Genomic DNA, 16,418 nt, shown 5'->3' with positions numbered 1-16,418 from the left:
AATATTAGACGTGTCAACACATACTGGAACTCTCTTTGAGGGTGTTGGTGTCGGAAGAGATTCCCCTAGTCAGTGAACAGGATAATCCAAGATAAAGACCAGACCAGATTTTTTATTTGTTAAAAGCACCTTTAGGGTGCTTTTTTCATATCTACTACTTTCTTTTAAGCACCGACTTTCCTTGGAGTCGTTGTGAAAGTATCCAGCTAACACGCTTGGCTTTACCCTTCGGTAGAGTTCCTTTACCCCAGTCGTCCACCTCATAAGCTGAATTGACTCTAAGTTTCAATTTATTGGTAGTGCCATTTGGTTTAGAAATACTAAAGAAGATAGCGTAATCAAATGCTTCCATGTAATGATAGGATTCGCCTTTCTTGGTCATGTAAGGCACAGCATAGTTATCGATAAGCTTATTTTTGATGAGATCCGGAAGTTCTATGCTGCGTTGGTATCTCTCATGACACCAGTATCGCCCTTCCTGCCTAAAAAGTATTGGCCCATTTTCTTTCTCATCAGTAAAGCAGTGATTGGCGTAACTAACATGTAGTTTTACTGAGTTACCATCAACCTCGATGTCATGAGAGGTACTTTGTAGATGGGTTAAGTCATAAAAGTCGCCTTCAATAGTGAAACCTTTCCAAGTCATTAACTGTCCTTAACCTTCCTCTTAGCGCTTCGCGTAAGGATTTCTCTAGCCCATTCACTAACCGATTCATGATCTTGGGCTGCAAGTTTCCACAGCGCTTTATCATTCTCTGTACATCGAATTTCTTGTTTTTTATCAAGAGTTACGTCCTGTTTAGGTCGCCCTCTTTTGCCGTTTTGAATTTTCATGATTTTTATTTTCTGTCATGACGTTATTTAAGTCAAGTCGTTTGCTTTCTATACATCAGTATGTATAGTATTTGTCATGACGTTAAATTGATCTCATATCGTAGGGAATGGAGAACATGCTTTTTGAATTTTTTGATTGGAAAGTTAAGACTGGAATAATTATTACCGTTGCTCTTATGTTAGGTAGCGTTATTAGTTTCATTATTGCGTGGACATCACCAGTACCAACGGATGCATTGTCAGCCGTAACTAAATATCTAAATTATCGTTGGTTTGCTTTCTTTGCTGTTAGCACATTGTCTATGGGAGCGGCAACAATGAAGTATCACGATAAAGCATTAAGACGCTGTTAATAGATAAAGTATGCGAAAAATAAGAGATTGGAAAATTGGTTCGACCACATTTATTCAAGACTATTTAGCGGCTAATCCAGATTCGATGATCTACGTTCCTGCTAAGGAAAATATATGGTTACAGATTCCTTCAAGCCGTGTTTTCTTGGTGAAGTTAAAGCCGGTGAGTTTGTTGATGCTTTAATCACTGTTTTTGGAACATTTAACGAGGGTGAAAAAAAATGACTGACAAATTTAAGTATTTCATAATAGTTAGCCAGGATAGTGAAGAGGTAGAGCGTTCAGAAGGGACTATTGCGTATTTTGCTAATCCAGTAGGCAAAGGTGATACAGTCTATTGGGATCATGAAAATGGGAGCTGTGGAGGTGTTATAAAAGTAGTAGAGCACCATCCTACTGTCTCTATTCTTATTGTTAAAAAAATAGACTAGAGCCCCCTGCTCTTACTAGATGTGCTTGTTTTCGTGAGCATATTAACTAATAGAAAAATGTTTATAGAAGTTATCACTCTCCTTAGTAGTGTCCCCTTACTTCTCACGATGCAGTAAAAGGTGAATGACTTCATCTTTATCTTCACTAATAATTTCAACGCGATAAATCCCTTTGGCTTGCAGTGCTTTAATTAACAATTTCAATCGATGGGTTTTCACTGTCATGGCCAATGGCTTTATTTGATTGCTGTCTTCATCAAATCCTTGCTCAACGCTTTTTTCTTTCATGTAGAGAGTGTCTCGTTCAATCTCTTTTTCTATATCTTCCAGCATCGATGGGAATTGATACTGCTCAAATAATTCCGTTAACATGATATAGAGTTCGTCAGCCTGTGAGAATTTGGCTTGATACTCGAGATTCAGTCGATTGATATCCCATAGTTTTGCTTCAAGGTTACCTGTTCCACTGCGGCCAATACTGAGCATTGTTTTTAGTTCATTTTTACATGTCGAAAACTGAGGGCACTTTACTTTTGGTTTGATGAACTTTACTAACAGCTCGTTTCTTCTTTTAGTTGTCCAAAATCCGCCTTGCTGACTCATCGTGCAATACAGTCCGAGAAGTGAATTTGTTACAAGTTCATCAAGGGCTTGATAGTGTTTAAGGTTCCGACTCATGAGTTTATTCTATCTAGATAACTGAAGCCTTAGTTTATCAGAAAAGTCGCGTCAACATCTTAGAGAGGCGTATCACGATAGTTGGAATTTGATAAAAGATCTCATAAGTTATTCGGTAGTTATCCCCTGAAATTGTGTATAAATTATGACCGATCAATTTTGCATGCAAAATCTTGTTTTTTCTTATTGACTTTTTAATGCCTTGTCCGTAGTATTAACCTTGTAATCAGGCGTTAACGCCAGTCTCAAAGGAGTAATACTAATGGGTAAAATCGTCGCGATCGGTAATGAAAAAGGAGGAGTTGGTAAGACGACTACTGTTGTTAACTTGGCTTACTACTTTTCTCATGTGCGCAGTAAAAAAGTGTTGGTTGTAGATATGGATCCGCAATGTAATTTGACGGATAAGTATTTTGACCAAAATGACGAGAGCAAAGCGAAACCCGCCTCTATCACTCGAAAAGTCGGTGAGGCGAATGTCATTTCATTCTTCGATGAAGAGTTCTATGGTGAGCCTGTCGAACTCAATTCAAATCTTCATATCTTTGGTGCTACTTTCAATATCAGCAGTCTTAACAACTGTACAAATGATGAAATTGGTTTCTTTGCTCAAAACATAAATAAACTGGCTGAACAATACGACTACGTATTTATCGACACCGCCCCTTCTGTTGGAAACCTGCAATACTCGGCCCTTATCGCGTGTGATGGTCTGTTGATTCCTACCACAGCAGAAGAAGACAGTTTTCAAGGTGTATCGAAAATTCTTAAATCTGTAGCGCGTATCAAAAGCACTTATGGTTTGGATGTATCTGTATTAGGTATGTACCTAAATATGGTGAAAAAAGTCCCTACTCAACTGCAAGATTACTTCGCTACCAAGTTGTCTGAGGATTATGGCGACCTGGTATTCAAGACTCAGGTGATCCATACAACTAGAGTTTCAGAAGCCTCAGCGTTTAAGCAAAGCATTATAGAGTACGACGCTAAAAAAGCTGAATACATCAATATCAATGCTTTGATGCAAGAGTTTGAGTTGAAAGCGGAGGCGTTATCATGAGTAGTAAAAAAGACTTTAAATCTTTGATGAAAAACAAGTCAAAATCGTTGCTCAATGAAGAAATCAACGAGGTAAAACCTGGCGAGAGCGTTGTTCTGATCCCTAAAGAGGATATCTATTCATCTGAACAAGTACGTAAATTCTTTGATGAAGAGTACATTGCCGATCTGTCTAAAAATATGGACGATATTGGACAGCTTCAACCCATCGTAGTGACTCATAAAGATATTCGTGGCTACAAAATACAAGTGGGTGAGTGTCGTTGGAGAGCGGCCAACCTGAGTGATAAAATCACTCACGTAGAATGTTTGGTGCGTGACGCGGGAACAGTGTTAGCGCAACTATCAGAAAACCTTCATAGAAACGATCTTACTCCTTTTGAGACAGGCCGCGCTTTAGAGCTGCTAATGGAAGAGCAAGGGATTGTTGAGAACAAAGATCTAGCTAATGTTGTGAGCTTATCTGAGTCTCGTATTAGCGCTTTTCGAAAGGCAGCTCAATGCCCTCCTTATATTGAACTTGCTTATCACAATGGCATTATCCGTGATGTTGATACGGTCAACTCTCTACGTATTGCAGGAGAACTCAACGAGGAAGAAACCAAGAAACTTCTTAAATCTCCTGTCTCACGTAAAGAAGCTAAAGAGCTTGTAAAAAATCTAAAGGCTTCTAAGAAAGAGGCTAAATCAAAACAAGCAGATGAAGAACAACCCTCCCCTGAGCATCAAAAAGTAACGAATGAAGAGCCTTTAAATGAAGTCTCTCAAACTAAAGTACTAGGAGCTACCCCTACCCCACAAAGTAATGGAATAAGAATATCGTTTGAGGGTGAGCAAGGCTTCATTGATCTCAATGGCCAAGCCGAAAGTGGCCAAATAGTTATTGTACTCGATTCTAGCCCAGGGAGATTGACAGTACCAGCCAGAGATATTGCAGTGATTGGGTATCACTCGATAGAACATGTCCACTAATAAAAAAAAGTTGGCTCAATTAGTGAATGCTCATCGAGCCAACCTAATTAAGTTGTACTCATTACATTTTGAAGGCAGTGCTACTCAAGCCATTGAACAAATAACGACTAGAGCTGTCGATCGGTCATATGTTGCTCATAGGTCCCCCCCTCCAGGTGAAGTAATAAAATCTTGGGTTATTGAAAGTCGCGCTCCTCAATGGGCTTGTAGAGCTTCCTTTGACTTGTTGATTGAGCTTGATTGGTTGCCAAATACTGATATTGAAAAAGCTATTACAGCTCGCTTTCTGCTCTTGAATGACTACCCAATCAATGAAAGTTGGAAAGTGTTATTAGGCGAGTGGCTAGAACTTGCAAAGCAAGCACAAAATGAGAACTCCGGCGAATACGAATAACTGAACGTTAGTTGCGGCGTTTTTAAATAATGTAGAAGAACAACGTGAAGACTGAGAACTTGGCGCGCGTATGCTATTTGAGAAGACTAAATCCAAACTTCTCACAAACCAAGAATCAATGAGCGAAGATTGGTCGCGTCAATGCAGTCAATGACACAAAAAAAACAAACAAGAGAATCCGTCATGATTTTTTCATATGAACAAAGAATTAAGCACTTACATGAGCTTTCTCAATTACCTAGACAATCACTTTGTTTTCAGCTTTTAACGATCATGAACCTTTGTCATCACAACTTGGATAATGACAAGGTCGAACGATTGAAATTAGATGATGAAACCTTTTTCTATGAGGCGAATTCACTTAAAGAGCAGCTACTCGATGTGCCGAGTCTTAGTAACTCTCATAAGGTGCTCTATCTCCTACTCGATGCGGGTTTTATTGAGCGACGAGTGTTAGATAAAGATGGCCAAGTCGTTATTGGTGATTGCTATCAAAGAAACACGGCCAAAATCTATTGGCGTATATCCGACAAAGGGTTAAGTGTTTTCGGTTGATTAAATATTCTAGGAGTTAAGTTATGAACGAAGAACTATTCAAGTATTGGGATTCAGATAAGGCCAAGAAAAAGCAAACCGCGATCACTCGTTTAAGTAATGGTTTAGCTAAGGAGCTTTTAGGAGATCGAAATACTAAATCACTGTTTAGTGAAGAAGAAATTGAAGCGATCGTGAAAGCTAGAGAAGCTCTGGACAGTGTTAAATATAAATTCACTCACCTTAAAGAAAAACGACTTAGAGATGAGCAAGAAAAAAAACGGGCTAAAGACGCTAGACAGGCTTTAGCTAAGAAACTTGCTATTGCATACATTAAAGGTTCAGGCTCGTATCCGCTCACGACTTTTTCTAGAAATCACTTCTACCTATTATGTATGTTGAATGACCTACGAATCGGTTTTACGCTTAGTATCAACGATTTTGATATTGAGGATTACAGTGGTGTGGTAACTCCTGATGAAGAGCATTGCCGACGAATGAAACATTACAATGTTGATACTCTTAAACGAGAGCTAGAAGAGCGTGTGATTACTTGGATTCTCGGTGCCTGGACGTATTCTGGAGAGCCAATAAATGAACCTAAAGCGAGACTAGCTGATCTTACTTCAAAGCTCGATGCGGCTTTTGTAGGTACAGTCGATGAAAGATACAAGGGGCAAATAGAGCGTCTTGAAAAATATAATCGAGCCATTGATGCAAAAGTTAAACGATCTGAGTTTAAGATTGTTCAGGATTGATTTGAGCGATATCCCTTCTTTACTTCTTTTAACGTTCTTTTCTATCAAACTCAAAGAGCGTTAAAGCGACACTCGATTTTGCATGCAAAATTGCTCATGATTAATTTAGAGAGTATGAGAATACTTCTGTTAGGCCTAACTCAAAGCTCATTGGACGCGTGGCGAGTGACTTTCAATTTCGCATTGTGACTTTTGCATGCAAAATTGGACAAGCACAAACCTTACGCGGGTATGGAAGGATTATGTGTCTATTCTTCAGGGTTAGTATCGATATATGACTACAACGTATTTTGGTGATTTCTCACCGGACGAGTGTTTACGGCGAAATTGCTAAATGTTTAGCTGAATACATCAATGTTGATGCTAATCATGAATGATTTTCCTATCCAAGTTCGATTCAATGCCAGTAAAAGCAGTGATATGGCAATGTGTAAACGATATGAATAGTCTGGTAGCCGTGCCGGCACATTAAGAACGGATGTGCTTTATCAAATGGTACTCGCTATGGCATAGGCCAATTATAACGGTTCGATTAAGAGCGATGAGTTGTAGAAAATCATTGAATTAGTTGATGGTTCATCGTCCTAGGATGAAAATAAAGAGCTAGTTTAAAGGATATTAATGATCTTGGGGGGTAGGAGAGTTAGTCTCTACCTCCCTAGAACAATTAAGCTCTGCCTTGGGCGTTACCCTTCGGGCAAGGCTTTTCGCTTGTATCTTTCATCTATGGCCTAAGAGTGGCATCACCCTGGTGAGTCACTGCGTGCCGCCCCAAAATGTGCCTCTCTACAGTCCCTATCTAAAAGGATATCGCTGCAATCCTGAACGCCTGCGCCTCGTCATTCTTCCTCGTTGCCGCTTGTCGTGCCTCCTCACTCCTTTCACTGACATCCATTAAGTTCGAGTAAGGGCTTGTTGTCTTATGTGCCGATTTTCCTTTCGACTCATATCATTTGATGGGGCTCGCAGGCTGTTGACCCTCCTCAATCAGAACCTTCTCTGCAAGGGTAAATGAACGCTTCGCGCCCCTGCAGAGAAGAACCCTGTTTGAGGTAGGGACAGCCAAGCGGCTCCATAAAAGTGATACTCAAACAGAAAGGAAACTCCTCATGGCACAACGACATTCAAGCCCAACTCTCCCTAAATTGATGTTCAGCGACCAGCGTTTCGCCGCTGGACACGAAAGCTCACCAAAAAATGATATCTCCTGTCGGGTCGTTGAACGTGCAGTTCGTTCGACCGTTTCAGCTACGGTTTCAAAAGGACTTATCTGGGTAAATTCCACTGACTTTAATTCGACTGTTCGAGCGGTCAAAGTGCATGAGATTTTACTTAAGGAGTTTGGTTATACCGATTCTTTGATCTTGGAGGAAAGCCAGAAAGGAAAAGGGGTGAGCATTAGCGTATGTGACCGAGTGACGACTGTGAAACAGATGCGAGAAGATTATGCCTACGCGAAAAAAGAAGAGAGAAACGTTGAAACGACCGCTAAGCATCAAGAAATAGCGAAAGACCTTCTGACTAGCTTGTATGGCCAATAACACGGACTGAGCGCCGCCCATTACGACTTTAAATATTAAAAGGGACCTATTATGTCTGTACTTGCTAACTACTCTAATCACAGCCTTTTCTCTGTAGAAGAAAAAGATATCTTGAACCATGCCGCGAGCATTTTAAAATCTAAGTTGTTTGTGTCAGAGCAGACGCCACTCAATTCCCCTGAATTGGTGAAGTCATTTTGTCAGACTTCACTCGCTTCCAATGAAAGCGAAGTGTTTGGGGTGATCTTTCTTGATAGTCAGCATCGAGTTTTACGCACAAAAGAGATGTTTAACGGCACCATTGACGCCGCCTCCGTTTACCCGCGTGAAGTGGTCAAGGAGTCACTGGCCACAAATGCAAGTGCAGTCATTTTTTATCATAATCATCCCAGCGGTGATGCCACACCCAGCCAAGCCGATCGACGTATTACTCGACGACTGACCGACGCGTTAACCTTGGTTGATATTCGAGTACTCGATCACTTCGTTGTGTCTTTTGAAGATGTGGTGTCGTTTGCGGAGCGTGGTTGGATATAGCCATTAGTTGGTGAAAAATGTTTCTCATTCACGCCTATTCTGGCGTGAATGACTTCGGTAACGTAATGCAGTAAACTAAAGACAACTAAATAAGGTTTCTATTATGTCTGAATCAAGCAAAGTCACATTAAGCGTTGAAGAGCTGATCAACCTAACCGCTCATGCTGCCACTCAAGAGCAGTTAAATGATACGCGTAAAGAACTCGATCAGAAGATCGAAGCGGTTCGTCATGAGCTTTCAGATAAAATCGACACGGTTCGCAATGAGCTTTCAGATAAAATCGATACGGTTCGTAATGAAGTGAGTTCCCTTAAAAACCTCATTATTGCAACAGCCTTCGCGATGATTGCGACGGTAGCCGGTGCCGCGTTTTGGGTTGGTAGTCATATCAACGTTTAATGTTCAAATATGTTTTCTGAAATGCCTCTTATCCTAGAGGCATTTTTTTTGTCCTCGTTATGTCCTTCGATCGCTTCAACGCTCGCGCTAAAAGACGTTGAGCCAAAGGCTCGACCGCAAGCGGTCGTCAAGCTGGCTCTCAGTAGGGCTGTAGGCCCATTGGCTCGGTGCTTGATTGTATTACAGTGTATTGATGTCAATTTGTGGTTGCGTGGCTGATAGGGCTCAATTGACGAGTTTTTTATGATGTTCGTTTAAAGCGGATTTGAAGCACAGCGTCGTAATAAGGGCTTGGATTGGGCGTTACCCCTACGGGGCAAGGCTTTTCGCTTGTATCTTTCATCTATGGCCTAAGAGTGGCATCACCCTGGTGAGTCACTGCGTGCCGCTCCAGAATGTGCCTCTCTACAGTCCCTATCTAAAAGGATATCGCTGCAATCCTGAACGCACTTCTCTCACTGCGTTCGTTGCGCCTCGTCGTGCCTCCTCGTTGCTCTCCCTGCCTTTGAATAAGTTCGAGTAAGGCTTGTTTTCTTATGCGCCGATTTCCTTTCACTCGCATCATTTACGGGCTCGCAGGCTGTTAACCGTCTCTCCCCACAACCTGATTTGCAAGGGTAAATGAACGCTGCGCGCCCTTGCAAAGCAGAACGATGTTGAGAGAGCGGACAGCCAAGCGGCTCCGAAAAGTGATACTCAAACAAAAGGAAAATCTTAATGGCGCAACAAAATTCAAACCTAACTCTCTCTAATTCAAATTCAGTGACCAGCGTTTCGCCGCTGGAGCACGAAAGCTCACCAAAAAATGATATCCCTAAGAGCGTGCACCCAGTAGGGCTAAGTCGTGATATTGCCCTATCAGAATTAAAGTCTGTGGAAGATATAGTCGTGATTGCCGCTCATGTAAAAGCAAGAGCAAGACATTCAAGTGTTTGGCAAGAACTGACGGTTTTGTTCCCAGAAACAGAACTCAATAAGCCGTACTGGGGGCAAGGCATCGCGAGAGGTCATGTGATTACTGAGACGAATAAAGTAGGGCTGAATAGTCGTGCTGTCGTCATGGGGTGGGTGACAGATAGCCATCAATATATCGAAGTATAAAGAGTTGATACCCCCTAATTATAAAATGGAGACTTAAATAATGAAATATCTCTCACACTATATTCAAGACAAACAAACTCAGGCTTTTAATGAGACCGGGGCGTTCTTTGCTTTTTCTAATCAACAGTTCGATGATGAAAAAAAAGAGGGCGTGAAATACGCGTCGCTAGGTATGGGTTTAATATGTCCCACCGATAACGCGAAGCAATTAATGACTCGTTTGGATTCAATCGCTCAAGAAGGGATCGCCGAAGATATCAAAGAGAACGGGAAAAAGGCGATCATTCGTCGTGAGTTATTTAATCATGAGTGTTTCTACACCAATGATATTTGTGATTGTGTGGAAAAGCTCGAAGGGTATGGCATCACTTACGATGAAATTCATGAAGTGTTTAATCATATTCGTAAAACGGAAGACGTTTATTAAGCGTGAAAATTAAAGCGCCTTGATATTTGCTGTCTCAAATATCAAGGCATGTTCAATTACATCGGAGTTAGATTTAATGAACATTCTGAATGCTACACAAGATAGAGAAGAAACGAAAGCAAAATGTTACTTTTGTACGGCCGTGCCGTTTTCTTTGGGTAAAGTGGTCTATACGCAAGGTATTGAGCAGTTATTAGATAATAATGTCGGTGCTAACTTGTCGATTTATTTGCAGCGTCACCAAAGTGGAGATTGGGGAGAGACTTGCATTGAAGATAAAATCACCAATGACGAAGCAACCAAAACAGGCGAGAGAGTGATATCGAATTATACGATTTGTGATCAATCGGTTTGGATAATAACTGAACGTGACCGCAGCGTGACCACAATTTTATTACCTTGTGAATATTGATATCTCAATGGGATGGCATAAAATGAGAGTCCTATTATTAGGGCTCTTTTTTATGATGAAACCATTACTTTATCTTTCGTTGTTATCGCCGTGTTTCAGTTGGGCTTTTTGCTTTGATGAGGCAGGGCGATTTTATAATGTCGATCCACAGCTTTTAAAATCCATTGCCACGGTAGAGAGTAGCTTAAAACCGAACGCGTACAATGAAAATAAAAATAGAGTCGGTGAGGTGGTTAGTCGTGACTTTGGATTGATGCAAATTAATTCCCATTGGTTTGATCGACTATCCGAATTTAATGTGAATGAAACAAATATCTATAATCCTTGCTTTAATGTTCATCTTGGCGCGTGGGTATTAAGTTCTAATTTTTCTAGTCATGGTTATAACTGGAACAGTGTCGGCGCGTATAATGCGGGTTTTTCCAAACGCACCGAGAGCGCCAGAAAAATATACATCCAAAAAGTCCAATCGGTTTATTTTAAGATGAACGTTCAATAAAAGATCTTGCACCATAACGGTGCAAGATCTTTAGCTTTTCCTCTCTCTTTCTTCCTTCAATTTCCAGATCCCCCCGCATCCCTCGTTCGTCAGATTCATTCGCCACCTGGTCGGCTTTTGTCTTTCGCTGTCAGTTTTTCCCGTCGCTTTGATTAAGGAACTCAGATCATTCGTTCTGAGTTGTTGGTTAGTTGAGTTGGTGACCACACACCACGCTAAATCGTAAACGATTTAAATGGTTGTCTGTGATGAATTTAAAATCTATAAAAACAATGACTTATGCTTATTATTGGAGGCGAAATAGAGCGTGAAAAAATTTTCAAAATCTCAACTAATTAGCCGCTGAAATCCCAGTGTAAAAATATGTAATCACATTGAATTATCATTGACGCCTTTCTATGTAAGGGATTGTGGTGATTTCAATCTAAACTCAATGGGATTTAATTGACTTGTTATTTATCCCTTTTGCAATAAGGTTGTGGCTGTTTTTTTAAAACAAAGTACAATGGGTTTACATTGAGAATTTATTGGATTTCATTGGGGCTTAAAGGTGGGCTTCATTGACATTCATTGACATTCATTGAGGAGAAAAGGCTAAATTATGTCACGTTCTTACCCTTTACAAAGCTCCCTTCGAGGGAAGCTAGAGCAAGATTTTAAGAAGTTCAAAGACAGAGAAAAGTTAAGTGATGCCGAGGCAACTCGTCAGCTTTTTACCTTGGCGTTGCGCATCAAGCTGAATGACAGTGACGATGAGCGGCCGTCGAACCGTGAGTTGATGGAAGAAACGTATCGTAGAGTTAGGCAGGTACAAGGCGTGTTAAATTTAAATTTGGCGCATAGCTTTGATGGGGAGGGATATTATAAGAATAAAGCGGATTCGATTGAGCAAAGAAAATCCAACACCGCTTTGGTTGATAAAAGCGTCGACGAGTATCTTGAAGGCGAAAAAAAAGGGTAGCCAGTGGCTACCCTTATATTATCGCTCTAACTCTCTGTCGATTTCTCTGTCTTCCCAATGACTCTCTTTCTCTGAGTGATTAAATTCTATCTCTTGTTGAGGGGAATATTCTTTTGCCTCAAAGTGATCGAGTGATTGGCTGTCGGTTTCTTTTTTCTCATTGTAGTTGAGGGTGTCTAATTCGTTCTCTTGATGAGAAATATGTGACTCATTTAATTCAATGTTATGTGCGCTGTTATCTCGCTCTAGTTTATCAATGCACGATTTAATGTCCTCTTTAAGATGATCGTCTGACATGAATTGAATGTCTCGACCGTTAAAGTTCTCGACGATTTTCTCAATGTTGTTCGGGTTTAAATCGTGATTGCCGTGATTTAATACAATAATGATGTTCTGTCTCAGTTCATCGGTGGAGATGTTTTGAATGTCGTTCTTATGATTGACATTGATAATATCAATCTGTCCTTGGGTTTGGTCTCGAATTAAGAAAGAGTTTTCAATCGAGGTACTGATGATGGTGGTGTTTAAATTCTCTCCTTGATGGAATTGGGTTAATTGTTTGGACTTTGTGCCTAGGGTTATTGGATTAATGTCTAGGGAGGTATCTTTATTGCCTTGAGTGTCTAAATAGGTCACTTCAATGGCTTTGGTTTCACCTTCTTTATTGTGGATGTTGGTTAACATCGCAGGATGAAGAGACCTATCTTCGGATGAATAGACCGCCGGGTGGAATTTTACATGGTTGTTTTCAATGTTATTGACACCGAGCTTGTTTAAGTACGTTTGGGCCAGCGTGTTATCCATCGGTAAGCTTTGATTGATATAATCTTTAGCCCGTTCTTCAAATTGCGCAATATGCCTTGGGGTGGTGCTCAGTAATTTGTCGTGTTTACTGTTTTCCTCTAATTGATATTTATCCGGCTCATTGAGCATCTTGTGCGCTTCATTCATTGCGGCTTTATAATTCATTTCCTTATGACTCATAATAAGGTTAATCAATGCGCCTTTTTCGCCTGTGGTGTAGTCTTTGAAATACCCACGATGCTCTCCGGTTAAGGTGACTTTAAGCGCGGATTTTCCAATGCCAAAGGTTAAATAATCCCGGTCTGATTTGGATTGATTCGGCTGGCCTAATAACTGAATGGCGAGGCTTTCGGTGTATTTGGGTAGTTGCGTATTAATGTGCTCCCTAAATGTGTTGTAGTCAAAGTCACCGCTTTTATTTTGGAATCGGACGTCCTCATGAGGCAGAGCATTTCGGTTAAAGTAAGTGGTGTCTTTGGGTGGGATTTGGTTAAGGGTTTCTATCGCACTGGCTTTGTGGCTCTCTTTAGAAAGCCAGCTTTTGACCAATTGTTTGGTGTTGTCGGTATAGAGCCGAATGTGCTGACTGGCACGAGTCACATCGATACCAGCGCGTCTTAAGTTGGTCAGTGCGCCTTTGCTTTGTATCGCGCTAATGACGTGTTGATAGGTGGAGCCTTGCGCCATGTCTGCGGTTCGACTGTAAGCGTAGTCCCAGTGCCCGTCTTTAAGCGCATTAGGGTTAAGGTTGAGTGTTTGTCCTGTTTTAGATTGAGCGATAACACGGTCTGTAGTCGCTTGCGTGATGCGGTACTCCACGTTGGCTTTAATGCCGCGCTCTTTATCGGTAAAACGGGTGATGATTTTATCGCCGGTTGAAAGTGGCTTTTCTGACGTAGAGAACAGGGTGGTGAAGCGGTGGTCACGGTTACGCGGTAAGAACGGCCTTGCCTTACCTGTACTCGCGTCTTGAAGTGTCACTACGCCATGCTCTGAATCTACGTGAGTAATGGTGGCGTACTCACCGGGCTTGGTGCTCAGTATCAAGCCTTTTTGATACGGCATCATGGTGGTGAGCTCTTCCCCGGTCGCGCCGATTGAGCGTAGCCTCGTTGCGATGACGTTCTCTTTGCCTAACTCACTCTTTTTCATCAAACCGACACGGATGTGTTCGGTGATGGTGTCTCGCTCCTGGTTGGTGTACGCGATAATCAGTGTGTTGTCTCGCGTTTCGGGGGTGCGCTCTAAATAGTCTTTGGCGACCACATAAGGCAGCTTCTCTGTGGCGGTGAGCTGCGCTCTGCGTCGGTCTTTGTCGTTTTCATCCAGCGTAGAAATGACATGTTGACTGTTACCTTGAGTATCAGGGGCTTGCTGCTGGAGTTTGTCTAGGGCGCTGAGCGGCTGTTTATCAATGGTGTTTTGCTGTGCATTGTGCAAGGTGTCATTTTGTGGACGTACCATATCGGTCATGTAAGCGGTATCGATGCGGCCTTGGCTTATGGCCAGCTCAAAGGGTTTACCGGCACTGAGTGATAAAAGCTGCTCTTTATCGCCCAACTTGGCTGTTTTGGACTGACTGTCATTGACCAGCTTTGTGAACTCATCGGCTTGCTTGTTGCTGACCATGGAGCTTTCATCGAGAAAGAACAAGGTGTGTTGGTAGTCGCTGGCATCGCGGTTTCCTTGTCGGATGTCAGAGAGTAAGCTCTCCAGGGTTTGCGCTTTCACGCCTTTGCTTTCGAGCTCTGAAACGGCGGCGTGTGTGGGCGCAAGACCGATGACGCTTTGCTCTGGTTGCTGGCTGGCTTCTTTGACTAACTGGATAAGTTCAATGTTGGATTCAAGCATGGTGGACTTACCTGTACCGGCTAACCCTTGGATGGCCACAAAGCTGTCCTTGGTGGTTGAGATGAGGGTGATGGCGTCCTTTTGCCCTTGGGTTAAGCGAGGCTTGGTGTCGAGAAAGTCTTGCACCTGCTTAGGCGTTGCAAAAGGTTGATGTTGGTCTTTACCATCATCGATGTTTTGCAAGATGCGCTTTTCAGTTTCTAGCGCGGCTTGCGTCGTCCAGCGTGTGCCGTCACTGTACTCTGCAGAGAGGGTGTCGCTTCGCTTAGTCAGCTCTGTTTCAACCTGCTCTTTGGTCATAGAGCCTCCGGCTTCTTCAAAGGCGTAACGCACCGCTTCCACGACTAAGGCTTTTTGGCTAAACGCCGCTTCTCGCTCTGAGAGGTGGTTCAGGGCAAAGCTGACCGCTTTTTCGATGAGTGGGGCGTTTTGCGCTTTGGCTAGTGTTGACAGTGCCTGACTGACATCCTGCTTTAGTAAATCTTGGGTGACGTCGTTTAGGTAGCGGTCGTTGACGTTTTGCGTCTGTAATACGCGCTCAATGGCTGACGGGGAGACCTGCTCTTTTTCAAGTGCGCTTTGGGCTTTGTCTGGTTTGTCGGTGAAGATATCAAGGCGCTCTGTTTTTTCAGTCAGGTCGTTTATCAGGGGCTTAGATAGGGTAAACGCTTTGCCAGACAGTAAAGTATGGGCTTTTGGCTCAATATGGTGGGCGCCGTGAACGTAGTCGTATTGCAGCGACGCGTCTTTTAAGCTTTCTAAGTTGACGCGCTGCGTTTCCCCTTTGCTCTCAAGCGTGAGGCTTTCTTTGTCAAGGTGAGTGACAAGGTAGCTTTGGTTCGCGTCCAAGCCAGCAGGGAAGTGTTTGCCTAATGTTCGAAGGCGTTCGCCTTGGGCGATGTTGAGACTTTGCGGTTTATTGATTTGCATCTTCATGTGCTTAAAGGCGCGACTGGACGGGTCAAAGGTGTGTGACTGTCCATCGTGTTTGCTGAGTGCGGTCATGGTGTTGCTCTCTTTATCGATACTGGCGATGACAAAACTCTGAGGTTTGTTTTTCTCCCAATGGGTGAGTGTCATGCCAGGTTTGTAGTGTTGAACGAGGGGTTGCTGCGCTTTAGAGAGGTGGTGAGGGGTTTGAGTGAATAGGGTGGTTTCGTGTCTGGCGAGGGCGCCAGTATTTTTCAGTTGGCCCCGTATCGCTTCGGTTAACCGCCGCTGCTCGACGCTGGAGGTGGCAATCACTTGCGTGTTGGCTTTATCGGGGAGGTCTGAGTACACCCGCGCTATCCTATCGGTATCATTGTCATGCAGTTTTACGTTGGTATGGCTGGCTCGCTTGCCAACCCAAGAATGACTCTCCACATTGCCTTTTTGATACAGCGAGATAGCGTTATTGGCTTTAAATCCCTGACGGCTTGATACACGATTAAGCATCACTACTTTACTGCTCGATTGTTTGGCTTTATCTGTGAGGGCCAACAATTCATTGGCGCTCATCTTATTGGCGTCATCGATGAGCAAGACGTCTTTATTGGTCAGCGGCATATCGCTTTGCAATAAGCTGTGGGTGGTGTGGCGCTGCTCTGGTGAAAAGAGCTGACCGATCCAGGCGCTGAGTGTTTGACTCTTGCGCTGTACGCTCTCCATGCCCTCAGTCTTGGCTTTCACGCTTTGGGAGACCAATTGGACACGCTTACCGCTGTGATTGCCTACATTGAGTAGCTGCTGCGCAATATCTTGTGATGAGCCGTGTACATTGACCACATGGAACTGTTTGGTGGAGTGGTACAGGTCAGTCAAGATACGCTGCTGGTTTTCAGGGATAGCAAGCTTGTTGAGCGTGCTGGATTCAACGTGGGTGCGCATGTG

General features: G+C 42.8%; 19 protein-coding genes. 16 read left to right on the top strand and 3 right to left on the bottom strand.

Features of this window, described 5'->3' with window-relative positions:
• Positions 1-154 precede the first annotated feature (154 nt).
• Positions 155-646, bottom strand: coding sequence for a hypothetical protein (locus F0228_RS24240; RefSeq protein ID WP_102308732.1), 492 nt, complete (start codon positions 644-646; stop codon positions 155-157).
• A gap of 304 nt (positions 647-950) precedes the next feature.
• Here F0228_RS24240 and F0228_RS24235 point away from each other — a divergent pair, with 304 nt between their 5' ends.
• Genes F0228_RS24235 through F0228_RS24225 form a run of 3 tightly spaced genes read left to right on the top strand, consistent with a single transcriptional unit; the run spans position 951 to position 1,618 of the window.
• Positions 951-1,187, top strand: coding sequence for a hypothetical protein (locus F0228_RS24235; RefSeq protein WP_048659326.1), 237 nt, complete (start codon positions 951-953; stop codon positions 1,185-1,187).
• A 10-nt stretch (positions 1,188-1,197) separates the two neighbouring features.
• Positions 1,198-1,371, top strand: coding sequence for a hypothetical protein (locus F0228_RS24230; protein WP_171387412.1), 174 nt, complete (start codon positions 1,198-1,200; stop codon positions 1,369-1,371).
• 37 nt (positions 1,372-1,408) lie between these two features.
• The gene (locus tag F0228_RS24225; RefSeq protein ID WP_171762941.1) at positions 1,409-1,618 is read left to right on the top strand and encodes a hypothetical protein; all 210 of its coding nucleotides are present in this window, start codon (positions 1,409-1,411) and stop codon (positions 1,616-1,618) included.
• 96 nt (positions 1,619-1,714) lie between these two features.
• Here the strand turns inward: F0228_RS24225 and F0228_RS24220 are convergent, their stop codons facing one another.
• Positions 1,715-2,296 (bottom strand): DUF2913 family protein, encoded by a 582-nt coding sequence (locus tag F0228_RS24220; protein WP_171762940.1) that lies wholly within the window; start codon positions 2,294-2,296, stop codon positions 1,715-1,717.
• A 262-nt stretch (positions 2,297-2,558) separates the two neighbouring features.
• Between F0228_RS24220 and F0228_RS24215 the strand changes: the two genes are divergently transcribed.
• The 13 genes from F0228_RS24215 to F0228_RS24155 all read left to right on the top strand — a co-directional run bounded on the left by F0228_RS24215 (position 2,559) and on the right by F0228_RS24155 (position 11,891).
• Positions 2,559-3,356: a ParA family protein gene (locus F0228_RS24215; RefSeq protein ID WP_017098126.1), complete on the top strand. Its 798-nt coding sequence runs from the start codon at positions 2,559-2,561 to the stop codon at positions 3,354-3,356.
• Entirely contained in the window at positions 3,353-4,327 is a 975-nt protein-coding gene (locus F0228_RS24210) for a ParB/RepB/Spo0J family partition protein (RefSeq protein WP_171762939.1), read from the top strand. The genes F0228_RS24215 and F0228_RS24210 overlap by 4 nt, the downstream gene beginning before the upstream one ends.
• Positions 4,317-4,721 (top strand): hypothetical protein, encoded by a 405-nt coding sequence (locus F0228_RS24205; RefSeq protein ID WP_171762938.1) that lies wholly within the window; start codon positions 4,317-4,319, stop codon positions 4,719-4,721. The genes F0228_RS24210 and F0228_RS24205 overlap by 11 nt, the downstream gene beginning before the upstream one ends.
• 141 nt (positions 4,722-4,862) lie before the next feature.
• Positions 4,863-5,276, top strand: coding sequence for a hypothetical protein (locus tag F0228_RS24200; protein ID WP_253820332.1), 414 nt, complete (start codon positions 4,863-4,865; stop codon positions 5,274-5,276).
• A 23-nt stretch (positions 5,277-5,299) separates the two neighbouring features.
• On the top strand, positions 5,300-6,013 hold the full coding sequence (locus F0228_RS25890) for a hypothetical protein (RefSeq protein ID WP_253820331.1): 714 nt from the start codon (positions 5,300-5,302) through the stop codon (positions 6,011-6,013).
• A gap of 1,109 nt (positions 6,014-7,122) precedes the next feature.
• The gene (locus F0228_RS24190) at positions 7,123-7,554 is read left to right on the top strand and encodes a hypothetical protein (RefSeq protein ID WP_171762937.1); all 432 of its coding nucleotides are present in this window, start codon (positions 7,123-7,125) and stop codon (positions 7,552-7,554) included.
• 51 nt (positions 7,555-7,605) lie between these two features.
• Complete coding sequence (gene radC, locus F0228_RS24185) at positions 7,606-8,091, top strand: DNA repair protein RadC (protein WP_171762936.1); 486 nt, start codon at positions 7,606-7,608, stop codon at positions 8,089-8,091.
• A 103-nt stretch (positions 8,092-8,194) separates the two neighbouring features.
• Positions 8,195-8,491, top strand: a complete 297-nt coding sequence (locus F0228_RS24180) for a hypothetical protein (RefSeq protein ID WP_016800122.1) — start codon at positions 8,195-8,197, stop codon at positions 8,489-8,491.
• Positions 8,492-9,208: 717 nt separating this feature from the next.
• Complete coding sequence (locus F0228_RS24175; protein WP_171387433.1) at positions 9,209-9,592, top strand: hypothetical protein; 384 nt, start codon at positions 9,209-9,211, stop codon at positions 9,590-9,592.
• Between the two features lie 40 nt (positions 9,593-9,632).
• On the top strand, positions 9,633-10,019 hold the full coding sequence (locus F0228_RS24170; protein ID WP_171762935.1) for a hypothetical protein: 387 nt from the start codon (positions 9,633-9,635) through the stop codon (positions 10,017-10,019).
• Between the two features lie 76 nt (positions 10,020-10,095).
• The gene (locus F0228_RS24165; RefSeq protein WP_016786841.1) at positions 10,096-10,431 is read left to right on the top strand and encodes a hypothetical protein; all 336 of its coding nucleotides are present in this window, start codon (positions 10,096-10,098) and stop codon (positions 10,429-10,431) included.
• Between the two features lie 52 nt (positions 10,432-10,483).
• Positions 10,484-10,930 carry a lytic transglycosylase domain-containing protein gene (locus tag F0228_RS24160; RefSeq protein ID WP_171762934.1) on the top strand — a complete coding sequence of 149 codons (447 nt, stop codon included), beginning with the start codon at positions 10,484-10,486 and terminating at the stop codon, positions 10,928-10,930.
• A 601-nt stretch (positions 10,931-11,531) separates the two neighbouring features.
• Positions 11,532-11,891: a hypothetical protein gene (locus F0228_RS24155; RefSeq protein ID WP_171762933.1), complete on the top strand. Its 360-nt coding sequence runs from the start codon at positions 11,532-11,534 to the stop codon at positions 11,889-11,891.
• A gap of 18 nt (positions 11,892-11,909) precedes the next feature.
• Here F0228_RS24155 and traI read toward each other — a convergent pair.
• Positions 11,910-16,418: conjugative transfer relaxase/helicase TraI (gene traI, locus F0228_RS24150; RefSeq protein WP_171762932.1), on the bottom strand; the 4,509-nt coding region annotated here is incomplete at its 5' end.

Origin of the sequence: Vibrio sp. 99K-1 (assembly GCF_013114585.1) — a bacterium.
GTDB classification, from domain to species: domain Bacteria; phylum Pseudomonadota; class Gammaproteobacteria; order Enterobacterales; family Vibrionaceae; genus Vibrio; species Vibrio chagasii_B.
Note: the sequence above shows the minus strand (reverse complement) of the source record. Positions and strands in the feature narration are given on the sequence as shown.

What these genes read in the sequence shown, in the direction of transcription:
- F0228_RS24240 (WP_102308732.1), bottom strand. Translation starts at nt 646, where the DNA reads ATGACTTGGAAAGGTTTCACTATTGAAGGCGACTTTTATGACTTAACC.
- F0228_RS24235 (WP_048659326.1), top strand. Translation starts at nt 951, where the DNA reads ATGCTTTTTGAATTTTTTGATTGGAAAGTTAAGACTGGAATAATTATT.
- F0228_RS24230 (WP_171387412.1), top strand. Translation starts at nt 1,198, where the DNA reads ATGCGAAAAATAAGAGATTGGAAAATTGGTTCGACCACATTTATTCAA.
- F0228_RS24225 (WP_171762941.1), top strand. Translation starts at nt 1,409, where the DNA reads ATGACTGACAAATTTAAGTATTTCATAATAGTTAGCCAGGATAGTGAA.
- F0228_RS24220 (WP_171762940.1), bottom strand. Translation starts at nt 2,296, where the DNA reads ATGAGTCGGAACCTTAAACACTATCAAGCCCTTGATGAACTTGTAACA.
- F0228_RS24215 (WP_017098126.1), top strand. Translation starts at nt 2,559, where the DNA reads ATGGGTAAAATCGTCGCGATCGGTAATGAAAAAGGAGGAGTTGGTAAG.
- F0228_RS24210 (WP_171762939.1), top strand. Translation starts at nt 3,353, where the DNA reads ATGAGTAGTAAAAAAGACTTTAAATCTTTGATGAAAAACAAGTCAAAA.
- F0228_RS24205 (WP_171762938.1), top strand. Translation starts at nt 4,317, where the DNA reads ATGTCCACTAATAAAAAAAAGTTGGCTCAATTAGTGAATGCTCATCGA.
- F0228_RS24200 (WP_253820332.1), top strand. Translation starts at nt 4,863, where the DNA reads ATGCAGTCAATGACACAAAAAAAACAAACAAGAGAATCCGTCATGATT.
- F0228_RS25890 (WP_253820331.1), top strand. Translation starts at nt 5,300, where the DNA reads ATGAACGAAGAACTATTCAAGTATTGGGATTCAGATAAGGCCAAGAAA.
- F0228_RS24190 (WP_171762937.1), top strand. Translation starts at nt 7,123, where the DNA reads ATGGCACAACGACATTCAAGCCCAACTCTCCCTAAATTGATGTTCAGC.
- radC (WP_171762936.1), top strand. Translation starts at nt 7,606, where the DNA reads ATGTCTGTACTTGCTAACTACTCTAATCACAGCCTTTTCTCTGTAGAA.
- F0228_RS24180 (WP_016800122.1), top strand. Translation starts at nt 8,195, where the DNA reads ATGTCTGAATCAAGCAAAGTCACATTAAGCGTTGAAGAGCTGATCAAC.
- F0228_RS24175 (WP_171387433.1), top strand. Translation starts at nt 9,209, where the DNA reads ATGGCGCAACAAAATTCAAACCTAACTCTCTCTAATTCAAATTCAGTG.
- F0228_RS24170 (WP_171762935.1), top strand. Translation starts at nt 9,633, where the DNA reads ATGAAATATCTCTCACACTATATTCAAGACAAACAAACTCAGGCTTTT.
- F0228_RS24165 (WP_016786841.1), top strand. Translation starts at nt 10,096, where the DNA reads ATGAACATTCTGAATGCTACACAAGATAGAGAAGAAACGAAAGCAAAA.
- F0228_RS24160 (WP_171762934.1), top strand. Translation starts at nt 10,484, where the DNA reads ATGATGAAACCATTACTTTATCTTTCGTTGTTATCGCCGTGTTTCAGT.
- F0228_RS24155 (WP_171762933.1), top strand. Translation starts at nt 11,532, where the DNA reads ATGTCACGTTCTTACCCTTTACAAAGCTCCCTTCGAGGGAAGCTAGAG.